This is a genomic window from Burkholderia sp. BCC1638 (genome assembly GCF_902833195.1).
In the GTDB taxonomy this organism is placed as follows: Bacteria; Pseudomonadota; Gammaproteobacteria; order Burkholderiales; family Burkholderiaceae; genus Burkholderia; species Burkholderia diffusa.
Map to the genome: position 1 here is coordinate 16,776 of NZ_CADFEC010000003.1, position 20,222 is coordinate 36,997.

Below are 20,222 nucleotides of genomic sequence, written 5' to 3' on the forward strand. Positions count from 1 at the left end.
CCCAATCAGTCGAGAAACAGCGCGGCGCGCGCTTTCAGCGCCGCGCTGAAATCGTCGAGCCAGCCGATCGACAAACGCCAGCTCTGCCAGTACAGGTCGATATCAACCGTCCGCCCGGGCGACATGTCGACCAGTTCGCCCGCCGCCAGCTGGCGATCGACCATCCGGTCCGGGCACATCCCCCATCCCAGCCCCGTTTCGCATGCACGCAGGTAGCCCGCGACGTGCGGGATCCAGTGTTGCGGCGGATCGAGATCCGCGCGCGTCACGCGCCGGATGAAGCGCGCCTGCAAACCGTCCTTCGGATTGAACATCACGCACGGCGCACGACGTAGCGCATCGCGCGTGATGCCCGCGCCGAAATAGCGGTCGTAAAACGCCGGCGAACACACCGCGCGATAGCGGATGCGCCCCAGCCGCGTCGAACGGCATCCCTGGATCGGCTCGGCCTGCGCGGTCACCGCGCCCTGCACGCTGCCATCGCGAATGCGCGCGGCCGTGTAGTCCTGGTCGTCGATCACGAGGTCGAGCAAGGTCTCGCGCTCGGTGCAGAACGGCCCGACCGCATCGATGAACCAGGTCGCGACGCTGTCGTCGTTGACGGCCACGCGCAACATCGGCCATGCGCTTGCGATCTGGCCGGGCAATGCCGGCATCCGGCCACCCAGTTCGGCCTCGAGCAACTGCACGCGCTCCGTATGCCGGCACAGCAACGCGCCGGACGTCGTCGCGACGCACGGCTGCCCGCGCTTGACGAGCACGCTGCCGACGCGCTCCTCCAACAGTTTCACGCGCTGCGATACCGCCGATGGCGTGACGTTCAGCTCCCTGGCCGCCCGTTCGAACGAGCCGTGCCGGATCACCGCCGCGAGAGCGTCGAGCAATGCGTAGTCGAGCATTAGATTTCCTTAATCGGCATTAGATGAATTAGCTTCTCTTATGTTTCGGCTGACCGCAGACTAGCGCCAACCGATTCACCCGTCTACTGCTCGACCTCTTCCCATCATGAACTGGATCGCTTTTTCCCACGGCGCCGCCCTGTGCGGGTCGCTCATCGTCACCATCGGTGCGCAGAACGCGTTCGTGCTCCGGCAAGGCATCATGCGCTCGCATGTCGGCAAGATCGTGCTGCTGTGCGCGCTGTCCGACATGATCCTGATCGGCGCGGGCGTCGGCGGCGCATCGGTTCTCGTCGAACGCTATCCGACCTTCGTCCACGTCGTGCTGTACGTCGGCCTCGCATATCTCGCGTGGTTCGGTATCAACGCGCTGCGTCGCGCGTTCAAGCCCGGACACGAAACGCTCGACGTGCGCGGCGATGCCGTCGCGCCGCCGCCGCAGAGCGCGGTCGCGATCGTGCTGATGACGCTCGCGTTCACGTGGCTCAACCCCCACGTGTATCTCGATACGTTCCTGCTGATCGGCACGGCCGGCGCGCGCGAGCCGGACGGCTCGCGGCTTGCGTTCGCGATCGGCGCGATGGCGGTCAGCGTCGTGTGGTTCCTCGGGCTCGGATACGGCGCGCGGCTGCTTGCACCGTGGTTCCGCAAGGCCGTCGCGTGGCGCGTGCTGGATGGCGCGATCGGCAGCATGGTGCTGTTTCTGGCGGCCGTGCAGTTGCGGTAACGGATTGGGGCGCCGATCGATCGCGGGCGGCAACTTCGCCGCCCGTTTTTCGTTCCGCTCCGTCGAAGTGGTGCGATACGCCGGATCTCCGCCTGTCTCTCCCCGGACGCCTCAAGATTCAGTTCCGGATCGAACGCCGCCGCGCGGATCATCCATCTGCCGGACGGACCATTCGCCGTCCGCTGCACGATTCCGCTCGATCAGCGAGAATGTTCCGGTGTCCGCGACAACGGCTAAAGCGCTTCGCCCGTTCGCCTTCCCGTCGCATTCATCCCGGCCAATCCCGGCGTCTCATCCCGTCACCCCTCAGATTCCGGAGAGCAACATGGCACTACGCACCCTCGGCACGTCGGACATCCAGGTTTCCCCGCTCGCCTTCGGCGGCAACGTCTTCGGCTGGACCGTCGACGAGAACGCATCGTTCGAGTTGCTCGACGCGCTCGCCGACACCGGCATCAACTTCATCGACACGGCCGACGTCTATTCGGCCTGGGCGCCCGGCAACAGCGGCGGCGAATCGGAAACGATCATCGGCAAGTGGCTCAAGCGTTCCGGCAAGCGCGAGCAGGTCGTGATCGCGACCAAGGTCGGCCTGCTCGCGGCGCGCGCCGGCCTGACGAAGGACAACATCCTGAAGGCCGCCGACGATTCGCTGCGCCGCCTGCAGACCGACTACATCGACCTGTATTTCTCGCACCGCGATCTCGCCGACACGGCACCGCTCGAAGAAACGCTCTCCGCTTACCAGAAGCTGATCGACGCGGGCAAGGTGCGCATCATCGGCGCGTCGAACTACAGCGGCGCACGCCTGCGCGAAGCCGCCGACGTCAGCAAGCGCAACGGCCTGCCCGCGTACCAGGTGATCCAGCCGGAATACAACCTGATCGACCGCGCCGAGTACGAGCGCGATCTCGAGCCGGTCGTGCGCGACCTGAAACTGGGCGTCGTCAACTACTACGCGCTCGCGAGCGGCTTCCTGTCGGGCAAGTACCGCAGCGAAGCCGACCTGAAGAAAAGCGTGCGCGGCGATCGCGTCGCCCGTTATCTCGATGCGCGCGGCCTGCGCATTCTCGCGGCGCTCGACGACGTGTCGGCGAAGCACGGCACGCAACCAGCCGCGATCGCGCTCGCATGGCAGATCGCGCGGCCGACGATCACCGCACCGATCGCGAGTGCGACGTCACTCGGGCAGCTCGCATTGCTCGGAGAAGCGATCCGCGTGCGGCTCGACGAGGAAGACATTCGCAAGATCGACGCAGCGAGCGCGGTCTGAAGACCACTTGATGCGCCAGGCGATGTGCGGGCAGCTTATCTATCACGCGTGCTCGACGCAAATTGGAGCGTAGCGCTCTGTACTGCCAACTGTTTTGTCGAAATCGCAGATCCGGCACAATTTCGCGAGCGCGTGCCGGCGGCCCTCTACGCCGACATGTCCCCATGGATCGATCGTGCACTCCAGGATTTCGGTCCGGTCCTGACCGCGCAAGCGCCGCGTTTCTTCGAGTGCACGAGTGGCAGCAGCGAGCAGCAGTAGCTCATTCCCTACGCGCGGGCTTTTCTCGAAGAATTGCAGTTCGCACTGATCGTCTGGCTCTCCGATCTGCATCGCGCCGTGCCCGGCGTCGCGGCCGGGCGTGCGCCATGACGTGTTGATCCGGTTCGTCAAAAATCCCAGCTGAACGTCTGCGGATGCGCCTGCCGCGACGCGGCGTCCGGCGGTGTCAGCATGACGATCGTGGCATGCAGCGGATCCCGTATGTCGATCAGTGCGCTCGTCTTCCCGTCGCCATAACCCATCATCAGCGCCAGCGCGGTCTGGACCCGGATCGAGCTTTGAGGCTGGCCCGTGACGGCGTCCACGGTCACCGCAAAGTCACGATGGAGTCGCGATATCGCGATGGTCCGCTCGGCGTGGTCGGCAACGTATTGAAGTGCCCTCGCTGCGAAAGGGCAGATTGCCGTGTATCCGGTCGCGGCTGGTGGAAGAACTGAATACCGCAAAAAAACCCACCTTCCCCGCAAACCTACGGATCTGCCCTCACTTCATCCGCCCCCTTATTTGCTGCTTGACGCTATATCTTTCGATATATATCTTTAGATATGTTTTACGACATACAGGACACAATCATGCGACACAACCCCTCCCGCGGCCATGCCCGATGCGACGGTCATGGTGCGCATGCCGGCCCTGGCTGGTACGCCAGCATCTGGCAAGCAATCGGCCGGCATCGGCGCGGCCACGATCCATTCGGCGGCGGCCCGTTCGGTGGCCGTGGCGGACGCGGCGGCTTTGGCGATTTCGGTGACGACGGCATGCCGCGCGGCCGCCAGTTCAGCTCCGACGATCTCCAGTTGCTGCTGCTCGCGCTGGTCGCCGAGCAACCTAGCCACGGTTACGAACTGATCAAGGCACTCGACACGCGCTCGAACGGTTTCTATAGCCCGAGCCCCGGCATGGTGTATCCGGCGCTCACGTATCTCGAGGAAGTCGGCTTCGTCGCCTCGCAGGCGGAAGGCAACCGCAAGCGCTATGCGCTGACCGACGACGGCCGCGCGCATCTCGATGTGCAGCGCGAACGCGTCGACACCTTGTTCGCACGCCTCACGCACCTCGCGCGCAAGATGGAATTCATGCGCCGCGCGTTCGCCGGCGAATCGACAGGCGGCGAAGCGCAGGACGAAGCGCAGCCCGGCTGGCTGCCCGAGTTCGTCGAGGCCCGCCTCGCGTTGAAGCGGGCGCTGCTCCACAAGAGCGCCGCCGACGCCGACGAACAGCGGCGCATCGCCGCGATCATGCGCCGCGCAACGGCCGAAATCGAAGGCGGCACCGGCGCGTGATCCGCGCCGCCCGTCAAAACCCAAGGAGAACGGATTGATGCAGAACCCATCCGAACGCGCCGTCACCCGCGTGCGCCATACGCTCAAGTTCCGCCTGCTGCAGGTCGTGCGCGTGCACGCAGTGACGCCGCACCTGCTGCGCGTCACCCTCGGCGGCCCCGACCTCGCAGATTTCGAATCGTCGTCGTTCGACGATCACGTGAAAGTTTTTTTCCCGCCGCCCGGCGCCGACCGGCCCACGATGCCGACGCTCGGCGCGAATGGCCCCGAGTTTCCCGAAGGCCAACCGAAGCCGGTCGCGCGCGATTTCACGCCGCGCCGCTTCGACCGCGCCGCCTGCGAACTCGATCTGGAATTCGTGTTGAACCATCCGGGCCCCGCATCGCAATGGGCGGCGCAGGCACGCGTCGGCCAGTGGCTCGGCATCGGCGGTCCGCGCGGTTCGTTCGTGGTCCCGATCGATTTCGACTGGCATCTGCTGATCGGCGACGATACGGCGCTTCCCGCGGTCGCGCGGCGTCTCGAGCAATTGCCGGCCGGAGCGCGCGCGGCGGTCGTGCTGGAAGTCGCGGATCGCACCGCGCAAATCGCGTTCGATACGCGCGCCGACGTGCATGAAATCTGGCGCTTTCGCGCCGAAGCCGACGCGGCAGACGGCGACGTACTGCTGAATGCGGTGCGCGAGTTGCCGCTGCCATCCTCCGGCGACGGTTACGTGTGGGCAGCGGGGGAAGCGCAGTCGATGCGCGCGGTGCGGCAGCACCTGACCGGCGAGCGCGGCGTCGACAAGTCGCGCATCCGCGCGGCGGCATACTGGAAGCGCGGCGCGGCGGCCGTGCACGAAACGCTGGAAGACTGACGCGAACGGGTGCCCGCGCAGCGGCGAGCTTGGCATCGGCGGGGCGGCTGGTATATATCTATGTCTGCGACGCCGCTGTCGGGCGACAGCCGCCGCAGCCCGCCCAGGAGCGCCCGGTCATGACAAAAGAAAGCCACGCTTCGCCTTTCCTTCGCAACCTGAAGATCGCCGGCTATTGCGGCCTGGCGGCCGTCGTGCTCGCGCTGTTCGTTGCGATGTGCGCGATCCTGAAGGAAAGCGCACTCGAACGCGACGCCGCACAGCACCCGGGCGAGACGCCCGAACTGCACGAAGCGGGCGGCGGCCCGTCCGCTTCGGCTGAAGCGGCCAAGACGCCCGGTTGACGGCGTCCGGCCCCTGGTTCTCCCGCTCAGGGCGCGCGCTCGCGCCCCATCATCACCGCGTGCACGACGTCGCCGATCCGTTCGAGCAGCTCGACGACGCGTTGTCCGTACAGATGCGCGGCCAGCGCGCCGGCCGTGCCGACCAGCACGCCACCGGCCATGTCGAACGGCCAGTGCACGCCCGCATACACACGCCCCCATGCAATCACGACGGCCATCGCGGCCATCACGAACCCGGTCAGCCGCGTGCTGCCGGCGAGCATCATGCCGACCGCGAGACTCCACGCGAACGTCATGTGATCGCTCGGAAACGAGCTGTCCGGCGCATGCGGAATCAGTTGCGTGCCGACGCCTGCCATGAACGGCCGCGGCGAAAACCAGAAATGCCCGATCACCTGCGCGAGCGCCAGCGCCACGCACGTGCCGACGCCGGCTTCGATCGCCTGGCGGCGCGTCGGGCGCTCGCCGAAGATCCAGGTCAGCAGGAGCATCGCGGGCAGCGCATAGACGAGCCAGTCGGCGGCGAAGATCGCGACGCGAGCCACACCGGGGTGCGGCACGGCGCCGGCATTGACGGCGGAAAAGAGGGTGAGATTGAGGTTCTGCATGAATGCGGTTGCGTGGGGGCGTAACGATTGGACCGGGCGTGCCGGTCGGTTGGAACGATGCTAGTGCTCACTCGCTTAAGCAATGCTTAATGCGTCGGACGGCCGGGGATAAGAACCGGGCGCGTGCGTCGCGCGCGAACGCACTTAGAGCCAGCACTGCAACACAAGTTCACGCAATTGTCACATTCCTGCGCGACCGTCTCCTGCAAAAGCTCACCAACCATCCCGTAAAGGCTCACCTTTTTCACATCGTGGCGTCATCGACGCCTGAGAATATCGGACCGCCCCCCTGCGCTCCATGCCGTTCGCACCGTTCGCCTCAATATTTGCGTTGCAAATAATTCGAAATCGGCAACAATTAATTCCAGATGCGGCATCGCACAACGGCAACGCACAGGCATAGGATTACGGGCTTACGAGCACTCATCCACGAAGCGATCAACAACAAGGAGTCCGCATGAAACCCAGCGATGTCCGATCGAAAGCGTTTGCGATGCCGTTGACCAGCCCCGCCTTTCCGATGGGCCCGTACCGTTTCGTCGATCGTGAGTTTCTGATCATCACGTATCGCACCGATCCGGACCGTCTGCGTGAAATCGTGCCCGAGCCGCTGCAGGTCACCGAGCCGCTCGTCCATTACGAATTCATTCGCATGGCCGATTCGACCGGCTTCGGCGACTACACGGAAAGCGGCCAGGTGATCCCCGTCGAGTACAACGGCCAGGCCGGCGGCTATACGCTCGCGATGTATCTCGACGATCACCCGCCGATCGCCGGCGGCCGCGAGCTGTGGGGTTTCCCGAAGAAACTCGCGTCGCCCACGCTGCACGTGAACACCGATCACATCCTTGGCACGCTCGACTACGGCAAGGTACGCGTCGCGACCGGCACGATGGGCTACAAGCACAAGGAACTCGACATCGACGAGCAGACGAAGCGCCTCGCCGGCCCGAACTTCCTGCTCAAGATCATCCCGCACGTCGACGGCACCGCACGCGTATGCGAACTGGTGCGCTACTACATGCAGGACATCAAGATGAAGGGCGCGTGGACGGGCCCGGCCTCGCTCGAACTGGCACCGCACGCACTTGCGCCGGTAGCCGACCTGCCGGTGCTCGAGATCGTCGAAGCGCGCCACCTCGTCGCGGATTTGACACTCGGCCTCGGCGAAGTCGTCTACGATTACCTGGCTCAGTAACACGTCCGCAGTCCTTTCTCCCTGTCAAACCTTTCACCACGGGAAATTCGAAATGAGCAACCTGAATGGCAAGACCGCAGTCGTCACGGGCGCCGCAAGCGGCATCGGCAAGGAAATCGCACTGGAGCTGGCCAATGCAGGCGCCGCGGTCGCGATCGCCGACCTGAACCAGGACGGCGCAAACGCGGTTGCCGACGAGATCAACAAGGCAGGCGGCAAGGCGATCGGCGTCGCGATGGACGTGACCAGCGAGGAAGCGGTCAACAGCGGCATCGACAAGGTGGCTGAAACGTTCGGCTCGGTCGACATCCTCGTGTCGAACGCGGGCATCCAGATCGTCAATCCGATCGAGAACTACTCGTTCGCCGACTGGAAGAAGATGCAGGCGATCCACGTCGACGGCGCGTTCCTGACGACCAAGGCCGCGCTCAAGCACATGTACAAGGACGATCGCGGCGGCGTCGTGATCTACATGGGTTCGGTGCACTCGCACGAGGCGTCGCCGCTGAAGTCGGCGTACGTGACGGCCAAGCACGGGCTGCTGGGTTTGGCACGTGTGCTGGCGAAGGAAGGCGCGAAGCACAACGTGCGCTCGCACGTCGTGTGTCCGGGCTTCGTGCGCACGCCGCTGGTCGACAAGCAGATTCCGGAGCAGGCGAAGGAACTGGGGATCAGCGAAGAGGAAGTGGTGAAGAAGGTGATGCTCGGCAACACGGTCGACGGCGTGTTCACGACGGTGCAGGACGTCGCGCAGACGGTGCTGTTCCTGTCGGCGTTCCCGAGCGCCGCGCTCACGGGCCAGTCGTTCATCGTCAGCCACGGCTGGTTCATGCAGTAACGTCCTCGCCTCCCTGACGGGAGGCGATTCCCGCATCACGTCCATTCTCACGACTCACGATGGCGTGCCGTCGAGCGACGGCAGGCCATTCGTATCCGCCATCCACGGCGGGATTTCTCGGAGCAACTGATGAAACCGCACGCGCGTACAGAAAAGCAGGCCGTCGATGCGGCGGACCTGCATCACGAAGCCGGCGCGCCGGCCGCTGCGCGGTCGCTGCCATACGAAACGATCGCGCTCGTCCTGCAGGGCGGCGGCGCGCTCGGCGCGTATCAGGCCGGCGTATTTGAAGGGCTGCACGAAGCGGACGTTCCGCTCGACTGGATCGCCGGCATCTCGATCGGCGCGCTCAACACCGCGCTGATCGCCGGCAATGCGCCCGAACATCGCGTCGAGCGGCTGCGCGAATTCTGGGAAACGATCTGCCAGCCGGCGTTCTTTCCCGCGATTCCGGCCGCGTTCGAGTTCGCGCTGTTCAACAGCATCGATCAGATCCGCACGTTCTTCACCGCGTCGCAGGCCGCCAGCGCGATGATGCAGGGCCAGCAGGGCTTCTTCGTGCCGCGCTTCCCGCCGCCGCTGCCGGGCGTGTCCGATCATCCGGAAAAGATCAGCTGGTACGACACGTCGCAGCTGCGCGCGACGCTGCTCAAGCTGTGCGATTTCGACCGGATCAACTCGGGCGAGACGCGCGTGTCGGTCGGCGCGGTCAACGTCGGCACCGGCAACTTCGTGTACTTCGACAACTCGCGCATCCGCCTCGCGCCCGAGCACTTCATGGCGTCCGGCGCGCTGCCGCCCGCGTTCCCGCCGGTCGAGATCGACGGCGAGTATTACTGGGACGGCGGCGTCGTGTCGAATACGCCGCTGATGGAAGTGCTGCGCGCGCGTCCGCGGCGCGACACGCTCGCGTTCCAGGTCGACCTGTGGAGCGCACGCGGGCCGCTGCCGCGCACGATGGCCGACGTCGCGGAACGCACGAAGGACGTGCAGTATTCGAGCCGCACGCGTTTCGTCACCGACACGCTGCAGCGCGAGCAGCGCTACCGCAACGTGCTGCGCCACGTGCTCGAGCAGGTGCCCGAAGAACAGCGCAAGAACGACCCGTGGTGCGTCGAGGCTGAAGCGATGTCGAGCGGGAAGAAGTACAACATCCAGCACCTGATCTATCAGCAGAAGGCGTACGAGCACCACTACAAGGACTATCAGTTCGGTCTGTCGACGATGCGCGACCACTGGAGCGCGGGGCTCGACGACATCCGCAAGACGCTCGCGGTCAAGGACGGCCTCGCGCTGCCCACCAACGACGCGGGCTTCGTCACGCACGACATTCACCGCCGCCGGTAATGCTGCGTGCGACGGACCGGCGCGCTGCCTGCGCCGGTCCGTCCTCCTTTCCGATTCGACATGCCGATTTTCATTGCGCTGTTCGCGCTCATCGCCCTGGGATGGGGCGCGGTTCACCTGTTTCACGTCATCGCCGCGCAGTTCGGCCAGCCGGCCGCGATCGCGGCCGCCATGCTCGCCGCCGCGATCCTGATCGCGCTGGTCGCGTGGTGGATCAAACGCCGTCGTGACATTGCACCGAACACGAAGGAACAAGGCTGGACCCATATCGTGCATCGCGCGTGGGGCGAGGTGCGTGTGTCCGCGACGCAGGGGTTGCTGTGGCTGTCGCATGACGGCGCGGACGGCCGCTATACGTTGTCGCAGCTCGACGGCTGCGAAGCCGCGCCGATCGACGGCCGCTGGCATCTGGTCGTGCGTGTGCGCGACGCCGTACGCGGCGAATGGAAGCTGCCGATGATGGACAAGCGCGATGCGCAGCGCTGGGCGCGCGTGCTGATGCTCGCGCGGGACAACCGGCTGTGACGGGCCACGGCCACGTGCCGACGCCGGCGCGGCCGCGCGCGACGCCCGACGAACCGGAATACCGGTGGCCGCTTCCTAGCTCGCGCCGAGCGCCCATAACGCGTCGAGCACGTGCTGGGTCGACCGCTCGATCGGGCCTGCCCGATGGGCGATGCCCAGTTCGCGCCACAACGCCGGACGCAGCGGCCGCATGACGATGCGTGCGTCCGGCAACGGGGCGCCCGCCTCGTGCGGCAGCAGCGTCGCGCCGTAGCCGGCGGCGACCAGACTCTTGATCGCATCGTTGTAGTTGAGTTCGATGCGCGGCTCGGGGCGGTGGCCACCGAGCGCGAACCATTCCGTCGTGAGCCGCGACAGGCGGGTGGTCGCATCGTTGAGAATCAGCGGGCGCGCGGCCAGATAGGCCGGCGTCACACGCGCCGGCAGCCGCCAGTCCGCGGGCAGAAAGGCGAGCACCGGATCGCGCCGCCACGCGCGGATCGACAGCCCCGCGACCGCCGGCTGCGGCAGCGCCACCAGGCCGACGTCGAGCGTGCCCTGCGCGATGCGCGCCAGCGTGTCGTGCGACGTGAGCACCGCGATCTGGACATCGATGTCCGGATGCCGCTCGCGCAGCCGGGCCACCGCCTGCGGCAACAGATGAGCGATCGCGCCGGTCGATGCGCCGAGACGCACCCGCCCGGTCAGCCCCTGCACTTGTCGCTCCACGTCGTCGAGGGTCGACTCGACCTCGGCCAGCAGACGGCGCGCCCGCTCGACCAGCACGGCACCGATGGTCGACGGCTGCACGTTGCCGCGCGTGCGCGACAGCAACGGCGCACCGATACGGCTTTCGAGTTCGGCAACATGAAGGCTGACCGTCGGCGGCGCGAGATGAAGCAGTTGCGCGGCGGCCACGAAGGATCCCTGGTCGGCGATCGCGACCAACGTACGCAGTCGATCCAGACTGATCTCGCGCATTTCCACCTCTCGTTCAGGAAATCTGAATCTCGCAATCAGGAAATTCAACTTTTCCTATTCTAGGCGTTCGATGGACGATATGGCTTTCCCGACGTCCGAAGCGAGGAACGCGACCATCATGAGCCTCTCCACTGTCTACATCGACGGCGACCAAGGTACGACCGGACTGCAGATCCACGAGCGCCTGCGGAATCGCACCGACCTGCGGCTCGTCACGCTGCCCGATGCCGAGCGCAAGGACCCCACGCGGCGCGCCGAAGCGATCAACGCATCCGATATCGCGATTCTGTGTCTGCCCGACGCCGCCGCGCGCGAAGCGGTCGGCTTCATCCGGAATCCGGCGGTACGCGTGATCGACGCAAGCTCGGCCCATCGCACCGATCCGGAATGGGTCTACGGTTTTCCCGAGATGATCGACGGACATGCGCAGACGATCGCGCACGCGCGGCGCGTCACCAATCCGGGCTGCTATCCGACAGGCGCGATCGGCCTGCTCGGGCCGCTGCAACGAGCCGGCCTGCTTCCGCGCGACTATCCGGTGAGCATCCATGCCGTGTCCGGTTACTCGGGCGGCGGCCGGGCCGCCGTCGACGAATTCGAATCGAACGGAGCCGCACGCACGAAACCGCTGCAGGTCTACGGCCTCGCGCTCGCGCACAAGCACGTGCCCGAAATCCAGCTGCACGCCGGGCTCGCGCATCGTCCGCTGTTCGTGCCGGCTTACGGCGCCTATCGGCAAGGCATCGTGCTGACCGTGCCGATCGAGCTGCGCCTGCTCCCGGCTGGCGTGACCGGTGAGTCGCTGCATGCGTGTCTCGCGCACCATTACGCCGGCGCGCGCCACGTCGAGGTCACTCCGCTCGCGGATACGCGCACGATCGCGCATCTCGATCCGCAAGCGTTGAACGGTACGAACGACCTGCGGCTCGGCGTGTTCGTGAATGTCGAGCACGGTCAGGTGCTGCTGTCCGCCGTGTTCGACAATCTCGGCAAAGGGGCATCCGGCGCGGCCGTGCAGAATCTCGACCTGATGCTCGGTGCGGCGAGCGCGGCGAGCACACCGAAGGCGGCGTAAATCACGGGCGGGCGTCATCATTGGCAGGTCCGGCGCATCGCGGCCGCCGGTGTGCGCGGCACGCTACCGGATCGCGACGCGATTGCGAGCCAACGACGGGCGTCCGCCAACGCTTTCACATGCCCCCGTAAAAGCTCACCTTTGGCCGATTTCAGGCCGCATCGTCACCCGCTGCAGCGTTCAACCCGGCAAGCGCCTCCGCGAGAAAATCGACGCATACGCGCACTTTCGCCGAAGCCGCGACGCGTTCCGGATACACCGCCCAGATGTTCGCCGGCTGGATTACGTCCGGCAGCACGCGACGAAGTGCGCCGCGTTCGATCAGCGGCCCCGCTTCCCAGATCGAGCGCAGCACGATCCCGCGCCCGGCCAGCGCCCATTGCACGGCCACCTCGCCGTGGTTCGTCGACAGCGCGCCGCCGACCTTCACCGTTGCCGTTTCGCCGCGCAGGTTCAGCCGCCAGACGCCGAACGGATGGTCGCGCTCCTTGATCGCGAGGCAGTCGTGCGATGCGAGATCCGCGAGCGTGCGGGGCGTGCCGCGCCGTGCGAGATAGTCGGGCGATGCGCACAGCACGCGATAGTTCGCGGCAAGGCGGCGCGCGATCAGGTGATCGGCGATCTCGTCGCCGATGCGCACGTCGAGGTCGTAGCCTTCGCCCGCGACGTCGACGAGCCGGTCGAACAAATCGAGCCGCACGTTCAGCTGCGGATAACGCGCGGAGAAGTCGAGCAACGCCGGCGCGACGACATGACGGCCGAAACCGAAGCTGCTCGAGATGCGCAGCGTGCCGCGCGGCACCGTGCGCGTGGTCGACACGTCCTCGACGAGATGGTCGACGTCGTCGAGAATCTTCTCGGCACGCGCGAACACGCGTTCGCCGGCCTCCGTGACCGTCACGCGGCGCGTCGACCGATGCAGCAGCCGCGTGCCGAGCTGCGCCTCGAGCAGCGCGATGCGCTTGCTCACATAGGCGGGCGAGACCGCGAGCTGCTCGGCCGCCGCACTGAAGCTCGTCAGGCGGACGACCAGGCTGAAGACGCGCAGGTCGTCGAGATTCGGCGATTTATTCACGATTCGTGGAAAGTCGATTAACCTTTCGCACGATTTTAATCTGAATGGAAATAAATAAAATGGCGTCGTGTTCCGCTGCGCACGCTGCCGGCGGCCCGACCAGCCAAGGAGGCTTGCATGAGCGACAAGACGTACAAGATTGCCGTCATCCCCGGTGACGGCATCGGCCGTGAAGTGATGCCCGAAGGCCTGCGCGCGCTCGACGCCGTGACGGCGCGCTTCGGCATCCGTTTCCAGTTCGAGCAGATCGACTGGGCGAGCTGCGACTACTACGCGCAGCACGGCAAGATGATGCCGGACGACTGGAAGGCCCGGTTGTCGGGCATGGACGCGATCCTGTTCGGCGCAGTCGGCTGGCCCGCGACGGTGCCTGATCACATTTCGCTGTGGGGTTCGCTGCTGAAATTCCGCCGCGAATTCGACCAGTACATCAACCTGCGGCCCGCGCGCCTGTTCGACGGCGTGCCGTCGCCGCTCGCCGGCCGCAAAGCGGGCGACATCGACTTCATGATCGTGCGCGAGAACACCGAAGGCGAATATTCGTCGGTCGGCGGCACGATGTTCGAAGGCACCGACCGCGAAGTGGTGATGCAGCAGTCGATCTTCACGCGTCACGGCACGGAGCGCGTGCTGAAGTTCGCATTCGAGCTCGCGCAGCGCCGCGCGAAGCGCCTGACCGTCGCGACGAAGAGCAATGGCATCGCGATCAGCATGCCGTGGTGGGACGCGCGCGCGGCCGAGATGGGCGAACGCTATCCCGAGATCGCCGTCGACAAGCAGCACATCGACATCCTGTGCGCGCGCTTCGTGCTGCAGCCCGACCGCTTCGACGTCGTCGTCGCGTCGAATCTGTTCGGCGACATCCTGTCCGACCTCGGGCCGGCCTGCACGGGCACGATCGGCATCGCGCCGTCGGCGAACCTGAACCCGGACCGCACGTTTCCATCGCTGTTCGAACCGGTGCACGGCTCCGCACCGGACATCGCGGGCCAGTACATTGCGAATCCGATCGCGATGATCTGGTCGGCGGCGATGATGCTCGACTTCCTCGGCAACGGCGCGGGTCGCGAACGCGAGGCGCACGATGCGATCGTCGCGGCGATCGAGGACGTGCTGCGCACCGGGCCGCGCACGCGCGATCTCGGCGGCCAAGCGGGGACGCAGGAAGTGGGAGAGGCGATCGCGGTGCGGATCTCCGGCTGACGGAACGATCCGAAGGCGCGCGGCCGGGAAGGGTTCGATCGATGTCGTGCTCAATGGTGAGCAGCACGACTGACTGCCGCGCACCTTCGTCGATTCCGACGCGCGCGCCTGGAGGCCTGCGTGTCGATGTCGAACGGTGAGCAACGCGATTCGGCGGCACGCACGGTTACGTGTCGATTCATCGCGGTGGCCAGCGTCACGTCGATGTCGAGCGGTGAGTTGCATCGCGCATCGATATACACCGATTGAAACTTGAAACTCACCGTCATGCATGTATGCAGCAAGTGCGACGCCGATGTCGCATGCTGCGCTTCGATCAGTGCAACCGCATCGTTTCCTGCGAAGATCGATCGGTGAGATGCAGAGCGTGAAAAATCACACCGTCCCGCACGAAATTCCTCCACTCCCGAAAACGCTCACCTCAACCTGCGGCTCCCGTATTCCCTCACCGTTTTGCACAGGCGTCGCGCTCGATGCATGAACGAGCGCGTTCGCGCGACGCTATCGTGATGCGTCACAGCCCGAGATCGGACAGGCCGGGATGATCGTCCGGACGGCGACCGAGCGGCCAGTGGTACAGGCGATCCGCTTCGCGAATCGGCAGGTCGTTGATGCTCGCGTGGCGATGCGCCATCAAGCCGTTTTCGTCGAACTCCCAGTTTTCGTTTCCGTATGAGCGGAACCAGTTGCCGGCGTCGTCATGCCATTCGTACGCGAATCGCACCGCGATGCGATTGCCGCCGAACGCCCACAGCTCCTTGATCAGCCGGTAGTCGAGCTCGCGCGTCCATTTCCGCTGCAGCAGTCCGACGATCTCGTCGCGGCCCGTCACGAACTCCGCGCGATTGCGCCACCGGCTCTGCGGCGTATAGGCAAGTGACACGCGCTGCGGGTCGCGCGTGTTCCACGCATCCTCCGCGGCACGCACTTTCTGGCGCGCCGTATCGAGCGTGAAGGGCGGAACGGGCGGACGAACTTCCGGGGAAGCGGACATGGGATGCTCCTGTTCAAGGTTGGGGCCGCGCATGAACGCAGCCGGTTGGGACGCGTTACTTCGACGCTCGAGACACCGTATCGAGCAAGAGTTCGGCGGTTGCGCGCGCATCGCGCGCCGCGGTCGCATCGCCGCTGACGAGCGCGACGCCGATCGCGCCGTCGATCAACACCAGCCATTGGCGCGCGAGGCGGGCCAGGCCGCGACGCTCGATGCCGGCGTCGTCGGCATACGCGTCGAGCCGCTCGCGCACGAACGCAAGCAAGCGCGCCTTGTGCATACGCGCGACGACGCGTACCGAATCGTCGGTGTCGGCAATCTCGCCGGACGCGTTCAGGAACGCGCAGCCGTGAAAATCGGGTTGCGAGAACCAGTCGCGCAGCACGTCGAACATGCCGAGCAAGTGCGCACGCGGCGACTTGCCGCGCGCCAGCGTGGCGTCGACGAACCAGTGCATCCAGCGCTCGTCGCGGCGCTCGAGCGCGGCGACAACCAGCGCCTCCTTCGATTCGAAATGCGAATAAAAGCTCTTTCGCGCGGCACCGGATCGCTTCACGATCGCATCGACGCCCGTGGCGTGGATGCCGCCCGAGTAGATCAGCGCTTCGGCCGCGTCGAGCAACCGGTCGCGAACGGCCGGTTCGCCGGAGAAGTCATCGTGTGTGTTCATGGGTTTACGGTAGAACGATCGTTCTCCATCGTCAACTGCCACGTGAAAAGGCCCTGTCGTCGGAAGGGCCGAGCGCCGCCTGGTTTCGATGGCGGGCAGCGCATTGCAGGCGGCGTTTACGACATTTTTTCTTGAAGCTGACGCTGGGTGCTCACTACACTTCGGTCAACCTGTCTGGCCGAAAGGACATCATGCAGCGACCGGAATCCGCACGCTCCGAGCGTGCCTATGCGGCTTATGCGAAGCGGCTCGATGGCCGCATCGTCGTACGGCGTTTCGATCCGCGCAGCGATTCGTACGAGTCTTTGACCGCGTTGCTGCATCGCGCGTACGCGCCTCTCGGCGCCGCGGGCTTCAACTGTCCGGGTGTCGACCAGCCGGCGTCGGCGACGCGCGAACGCATGCTCACCGGCGAGTGTTTCGTCGCGCTCGGGAACGCGCATCTGGTCGCGACGATCACGATGCGGCCGCACGATCCCGATTCGCGGTGCGATCCGTACCGCAGCCGACGCGTCGCGACGCTCGGCCAGTTGGCCGTCGATCCAGTCTGGCAGGATCGCGGCATCGGCCGTGCGCTGCTCGCGTTCGCGCAACGGCGCGCGGCCGCGCGTGGCGCGACGCACCTCGCGCTCGATGCGCCGCATGCGGCTATCCGACTCGTCGACTTCTATCGACGCGAAGGATTTCAGTTGATCGACGTGATGCGGTTTGCAGGGCACAGCTACGACAGCGCGATCCTGTGCAAGGCCGTTGGCTCGTTCGACGGGCGGATACCTGCATCCGACATGACGTCGATCCACGTCGCGCGGCGCGCCGGAGCGGCGTCATGAAACACGAAGCCGACGACGACCGCGCGCGGATCGCACTGACGCATGCCCGCATGCGGGCAGCGCTGCGTATGCGCGGGCTGGTGAAGCTGACTGTCATCACGATCGCGGTCACGCAAATTCTGACGTTCGTGTTCGACGCCTTGCTCGCCGCAGTCGGCTACGCGCCGGAAGCCGCGACGTTGCTGCTGTTCCGTTTCGTCACGTGCGCGCTCGTCAGCTTCTGGCTTCAGGCGGACGCATCCCGCGCGTATCGGCATGCGGCGCAGCACGGGTTCGTGACGGTGTCCGGTGCGCATGGCGAACTGATCGAGATTGCACCGCAATGCCCGAAACGCTGGCTCGTCGTGTTGAGTCTGCAACTCGAACCGCGATGGTTGAACGGTGAGCGGATCAAATAACGGGCAGCGCACCGATCAATGCAGCCGGGCATGCTGACAGGTGAGTTCGCATGTGGTTGATCGGCTCACGCATCGAGGCGGTACCGTGACGGCGTTGCGTGATGACGTGCTGGCGCGGAAGCACGGCAAGAACGTGGCAAGCGGGCGATGCGACAGAGGCTCGCTATTGAGGCACGGCAAACGAAACGGAAGGGCAGGAAGAAAGACACGCGCCAAACGACGCGATGACGCGATGACGCGGACGGGAGAGCGACGCTGACAGGTGAGGTGCACGCGCGATTGCATGTCACCGACGCGGCCTTGCTGCGGAATCGAAGCGCGATCGCGCTCATATCGCCAACTAGAAACGACGTGCAGCCCATTGACTTACTTGCCTGCGCGCCTCGAGAAAGCACGATCGAGCCGCCATTCGGCACGCAAACACAGCTCCCGAATAATCTCACCTCACGCGTTCGTCGAAGCCGCCCTGCCTCGACAAACGCTCATGTCGACACGAACGGGGCAGTCGGCAAACGCGCCGAGCCGCCCCGCCGGCACTCAGACCGTCCAGTCGAGAATCACCTTGCCGCTTTCACCGGACAGCATCGCGGCGAAGCCTTGTTCGTAATCGTCGGCCGCAAAACGATGCGTGATGATCGGCGACAGATCGAGGCCGCTTTGCAACATCGCGACCATCTTGTACCAGGTCTCGAACATCTCGCGCCCGTAGATGCCCTTGATCTCGAGCCCCTTGAAGATCACCTGGTTCCAGTCGATCGCCGTCTGCGCGGGCGGAATGCCGAGCAGCGCGACCTTGCCGCCGTGATTCATCGCCTCGAGCATGCTGGTGAACGCGCTCGGCACGCCCGACATCTCGAGGCCGACATCGAAGCCTTCCGTCATGTGCAGGTCGGCCATCACGTCGCGCAGCGACTCGCGTGCGACGTTGACCGCGCGCGTCGCACCCATCTTGCGCGCGAGTTCGAGCCGGTAGTCGTTGATGTCGGTGATCACGACGTTGCGCGCGCCGACGTGCTTCGCGATCGCGACGGCCATGATGCCGATCGGGCCCGCGCCCGTGATCAGCACGTCCTCGCCGACGAGATTGAACGACAGCGCCGTGTGCGTCGCGTTGCCGAACGGATCGAAGATCGATGCGAGATCGTCTGAAATCTCGGGCGGAATCTTGAACGCGTTGAACGCGGGAATCGCCAGATACTCGGCGAACGCGCCCTCGCGATTCACGCCGACGCCGACGGTGTTGCGGCACAGATGCCGGCGGCCGGCACGACAGTTGCGACAGAAGCCGCACGTGATGTGGCCTTCGCCGGACACGCGGTCGCCGATCGCGAAGCCGCGCACTTCCTGCCCCATCTCGACGATCTCGCCAACGTATTCGTGGCCGACGTGCATCGGTACGGGAATCGTCTTCTGCGCCCAGTCGTCCCACTTCCAGATATGGATGTCGGTGCCGCAGATCGCCGTGCGGCGAATCTTGATCAGCACGTCGTTGTGTCCGACTTCGGGGCGCTTCACGCGCGTGAGCGTGAGACCCGGGCCGCGCTCGAGCTTTGCCAGTGCTTTCATGGTCGCGCCTCCGTCAGACGATGCCGAGCGACTTGCCGACGCGCACGAACGCGGCGACCGTCTGATCGATCTGTTCAGGCGTATGCGCGGCGCTCATCTGCGTGCGGATGCGTGCGCGACCGCGCGGCACGACCGGGAACGAGAAGCCGATCACGTAGACGCCTTCTTCGAGCAACTTGTCAGCCATGTTGGTCGCGAGCTGCGCGTCGCCGAGCATCACCGGGATGATCGGATGCGCACCCGGCACGAGCGTGAAACCCGCGGCGGTCATCTGTTCGCGGAAACGCGCGCCATTCTCGCGCACGCGTGCGCGCAGCTTCGCCCCTTCGTCGCTGCCGAGCAGTTCCAGCACCTTCAGCGACGCCGCGGCAATGCTCGGCGTCAGCGTGTTCGAAAACAGATACGGGCGCGAACGCTGGCGCAGCAATTCGACGACCTCGCGACGGGCCGCGACATAGCCGCCCGATGCACCACCCAGCGCCTTGCCGAGCGTGCCGGTGATGATGTCGACGCGACCGTCGACGCCGCAGTGCTCGGGCGTGCCGCGGCCATGCGCGCCGATGAAGCCGACCGCGTGCGAATCGTCGACCATCACGAGCGCGCCGTAACGATCGGCGAGGTCACAGATGCCTTTCAGATCGGCGATGATGCCGTCCATCGAGAACACACCGTCGGTCGCGATCAGCTTGTGGCGCGCGCCCGCTGCGTCGGCTTCCTTCAGTTTCACCTCGAGATCGGACAGATCGTTGTTCTTGTAGCGGAAACGCTTCGCCTTGCAGAGGCGGATGCCGTCGATGATGCTCGCGTGGTTCAGCTCGTCGCTGATCACCGCGTCGTTCTCGTCGAGAAGCGTCTCGAACAGGCCGCCGTTCGCATCGAAACAGCTCGAATAGAGGATGCTGTCTTCCGTGCCGAGAAACGACGCCAGCGCGCTTTCGAGCTGCTTGTGCACGGTTTGCGTGCCGCAGATGAAGCGCACCGACGCCATGCCGAAGCCATCCTGGTCGAGACCGGCCTGCGCCGCGGCGATCAGGCGCGGATCGTTCGCCAGACCGAGATAGTTGTTCGCGCAGAAATTCAGCACGCCGGCACCGCTGGCGAGCCGCACGGCCGCCGCTTGGGGACTCGCGATCTCGCGCTCGGTCTTGTAAAAACCATCCGCGCGGATCTGGTCGAGCGTCCCGCGCACCTGGGCGAGAAAGGCATCACGCATCGCAAAGCTCCTGACATGGGTTCGCAATCCGCCGCGCGCCGCTCGTGGCGGCAGC

General features: G+C 65.6%; 23 protein-coding genes. 14 read left to right on the forward strand and 9 right to left on the reverse strand.

Features of this window, described 5'->3' with window-relative positions:
- Window positions 1-5: 5 nt before the first annotated feature.
- On the reverse strand, window positions 6-899 hold the full coding sequence (locus HWX22_RS03700) for a LysR family transcriptional regulator ArgP (protein WP_175912360.1): 894 nt from the start codon (window positions 897-899) through the stop codon (window positions 6-8).
- Window positions 900-1,005: 106 nt separating this feature from the next.
- On the opposite strand from HWX22_RS03700, the gene HWX22_RS03705 reads away from it, so the two are divergent.
- The 3 genes from HWX22_RS03705 (at window position 1,006) to HWX22_RS31905 (ending at window position 3,160) form a co-directional block, all read left to right on the forward strand.
- Window positions 1,006-1,626, forward strand: coding sequence for a LysE/ArgO family amino acid transporter (locus tag HWX22_RS03705; protein ID WP_175915051.1), 621 nt, complete (start codon window positions 1,006-1,008; stop codon window positions 1,624-1,626).
- Window positions 1,627-1,951: 325 nt separating this feature from the next.
- Window positions 1,952-2,899, forward strand: coding sequence for an aldo/keto reductase (locus HWX22_RS03710; protein ID WP_175915052.1), 948 nt, complete (start codon window positions 1,952-1,954; stop codon window positions 2,897-2,899).
- Between the two features lie 48 nt (window positions 2,900-2,947).
- Complete coding sequence (locus HWX22_RS31905; RefSeq protein ID WP_244135186.1) at window positions 2,948-3,160, forward strand: GH3 auxin-responsive promoter family protein; 213 nt, start codon at window positions 2,948-2,950, stop codon at window positions 3,158-3,160.
- A gap of 128 nt (window positions 3,161-3,288) precedes the next feature.
- Here the strand turns inward: HWX22_RS31905 and HWX22_RS03720 are convergent, their stop codons facing one another.
- A complete protein-coding gene (locus tag HWX22_RS03720; RefSeq protein ID WP_059818313.1) occupies window positions 3,289-3,492 on the reverse strand; it encodes a DUF2875 family protein in 204 nt (67 codons plus the stop codon).
- A 261-nt stretch (window positions 3,493-3,753) separates the two neighbouring features.
- Here HWX22_RS03720 and HWX22_RS03725 point away from each other — a divergent pair, with 261 nt between their 5' ends.
- From HWX22_RS03725 to HWX22_RS03735, 3 genes are all read left to right on the forward strand, one after another.
- Entirely contained in the window at window positions 3,754-4,464 is a 711-nt protein-coding gene (locus tag HWX22_RS03725) for a PadR family transcriptional regulator (protein WP_175915053.1), read from the forward strand.
- Between the two features lie 37 nt (window positions 4,465-4,501).
- Window positions 4,502-5,323, forward strand: a complete 822-nt coding sequence (locus tag HWX22_RS03730; protein ID WP_175915054.1) for a siderophore-interacting protein — start codon at window positions 4,502-4,504, stop codon at window positions 5,321-5,323.
- A gap of 119 nt (window positions 5,324-5,442) precedes the next feature.
- Window positions 5,443-5,667: a hypothetical protein gene (locus HWX22_RS03735; RefSeq protein ID WP_059533537.1), complete on the forward strand. Its 225-nt coding sequence runs from the start codon at window positions 5,443-5,445 to the stop codon at window positions 5,665-5,667.
- Window positions 5,668-5,693: 26 nt separating this feature from the next.
- Here the strand turns inward: HWX22_RS03735 and HWX22_RS03740 are convergent, their stop codons facing one another.
- A complete protein-coding gene (locus HWX22_RS03740; protein WP_175915055.1) occupies window positions 5,694-6,275 on the reverse strand; it encodes an undecaprenyl-diphosphatase in 582 nt (193 codons plus the stop codon).
- 457 nt (window positions 6,276-6,732) lie between these two features.
- On the opposite strand from HWX22_RS03740, the gene HWX22_RS03745 reads away from it, so the two are divergent.
- The 4 genes from HWX22_RS03745 (at window position 6,733) to HWX22_RS03760 (ending at window position 10,183) form a co-directional block, all read left to right on the forward strand.
- Window positions 6,733-7,473 (forward strand): acetoacetate decarboxylase, encoded by a 741-nt coding sequence (locus HWX22_RS03745; RefSeq protein WP_006485181.1) that lies wholly within the window; start codon window positions 6,733-6,735, stop codon window positions 7,471-7,473.
- Window positions 7,474-7,525: 52 nt separating this feature from the next.
- Window positions 7,526-8,311: a 3-hydroxybutyrate dehydrogenase gene (locus HWX22_RS03750; protein WP_175915056.1), complete on the forward strand. Its 786-nt coding sequence runs from the start codon at window positions 7,526-7,528 to the stop codon at window positions 8,309-8,311.
- Window positions 8,312-8,440: 129 nt separating this feature from the next.
- Complete coding sequence (locus tag HWX22_RS03755) at window positions 8,441-9,658, forward strand: patatin-like phospholipase family protein (protein WP_175915057.1); 1,218 nt, start codon at window positions 8,441-8,443, stop codon at window positions 9,656-9,658.
- Window positions 9,659-9,718: 60 nt separating this feature from the next.
- Window positions 9,719-10,183 carry a hypothetical protein gene (locus tag HWX22_RS03760; protein ID WP_175915058.1) on the forward strand — a complete coding sequence of 155 codons (465 nt, stop codon included), beginning with the start codon at window positions 9,719-9,721 and terminating at the stop codon, window positions 10,181-10,183.
- Window positions 10,184-10,258: 75 nt separating this feature from the next.
- On the opposite strand, the gene HWX22_RS03765 is transcribed toward HWX22_RS03760, so the two are convergent.
- On the reverse strand, window positions 10,259-11,143 hold the full coding sequence (locus HWX22_RS03765; RefSeq protein ID WP_175915059.1) for a LysR family transcriptional regulator: 885 nt from the start codon (window positions 11,141-11,143) through the stop codon (window positions 10,259-10,261).
- A gap of 118 nt (window positions 11,144-11,261) precedes the next feature.
- Here HWX22_RS03765 and argC point away from each other — a divergent pair, with 118 nt between their 5' ends.
- Complete coding sequence (gene argC, locus HWX22_RS03770; RefSeq protein WP_175915060.1) at window positions 11,262-12,218, forward strand: N-acetyl-gamma-glutamyl-phosphate reductase; 957 nt, start codon at window positions 11,262-11,264, stop codon at window positions 12,216-12,218.
- Between the two features lie 151 nt (window positions 12,219-12,369).
- Here argC and HWX22_RS03775 read toward each other — a convergent pair whose 3' ends face one another.
- Window positions 12,370-13,293, reverse strand: coding sequence for a LysR substrate-binding domain-containing protein (locus tag HWX22_RS03775; RefSeq protein WP_059689202.1), 924 nt, complete (start codon window positions 13,291-13,293; stop codon window positions 12,370-12,372).
- A gap of 117 nt (window positions 13,294-13,410) precedes the next feature.
- Between HWX22_RS03775 and HWX22_RS03780 the strand changes: the two genes are divergently transcribed.
- Window positions 13,411-14,496: a tartrate dehydrogenase gene (locus HWX22_RS03780; RefSeq protein ID WP_175915061.1), complete on the forward strand. Its 1,086-nt coding sequence runs from the start codon at window positions 13,411-13,413 to the stop codon at window positions 14,494-14,496.
- Window positions 14,497-15,010: 514 nt separating this feature from the next.
- Here the strand turns inward: HWX22_RS03780 and HWX22_RS03785 are convergent.
- Window positions 15,011-15,490 (reverse strand): nuclear transport factor 2 family protein, encoded by a 480-nt coding sequence (locus tag HWX22_RS03785; protein WP_012365039.1) that lies wholly within the window; start codon window positions 15,488-15,490, stop codon window positions 15,011-15,013.
- A 55-nt stretch (window positions 15,491-15,545) separates the two neighbouring features.
- Entirely contained in the window at window positions 15,546-16,160 is a 615-nt protein-coding gene (locus HWX22_RS03790) for a TetR/AcrR family transcriptional regulator (protein WP_175915062.1), read from the reverse strand.
- 191 nt (window positions 16,161-16,351) lie between these two features.
- Here HWX22_RS03790 and HWX22_RS03795 point away from each other — a divergent pair, with 191 nt between their 5' ends.
- Window positions 16,352-16,990, forward strand: a complete 639-nt coding sequence (locus HWX22_RS03795; protein WP_175915063.1) for a GNAT family N-acetyltransferase — start codon at window positions 16,352-16,354, stop codon at window positions 16,988-16,990.
- Window positions 16,987-17,388, forward strand: a complete 402-nt coding sequence (locus HWX22_RS03800) for a hypothetical protein (protein WP_175915064.1) — start codon at window positions 16,987-16,989, stop codon at window positions 17,386-17,388. The genes HWX22_RS03795 and HWX22_RS03800 overlap by 4 nt, the downstream gene beginning before the upstream one ends.
- Window positions 17,389-17,925: 537 nt before the next feature.
- On the opposite strand, the gene tdh is transcribed toward HWX22_RS03800, so the two are convergent.
- The gene (tdh, locus tag HWX22_RS03805; protein WP_059529060.1) at window positions 17,926-18,954 is read right to left on the reverse strand and encodes an L-threonine 3-dehydrogenase; all 1,029 of its coding nucleotides are present in this window, start codon (window positions 18,952-18,954) and stop codon (window positions 17,926-17,928) included.
- A 13-nt stretch (window positions 18,955-18,967) separates the two neighbouring features.
- Window positions 18,968-20,167: a glycine C-acetyltransferase gene (locus tag HWX22_RS03810; RefSeq protein WP_175915065.1), complete on the reverse strand. Its 1,200-nt coding sequence runs from the start codon at window positions 20,165-20,167 to the stop codon at window positions 18,968-18,970.
- Window positions 20,168-20,222: the final 55 nt, after the last annotated feature.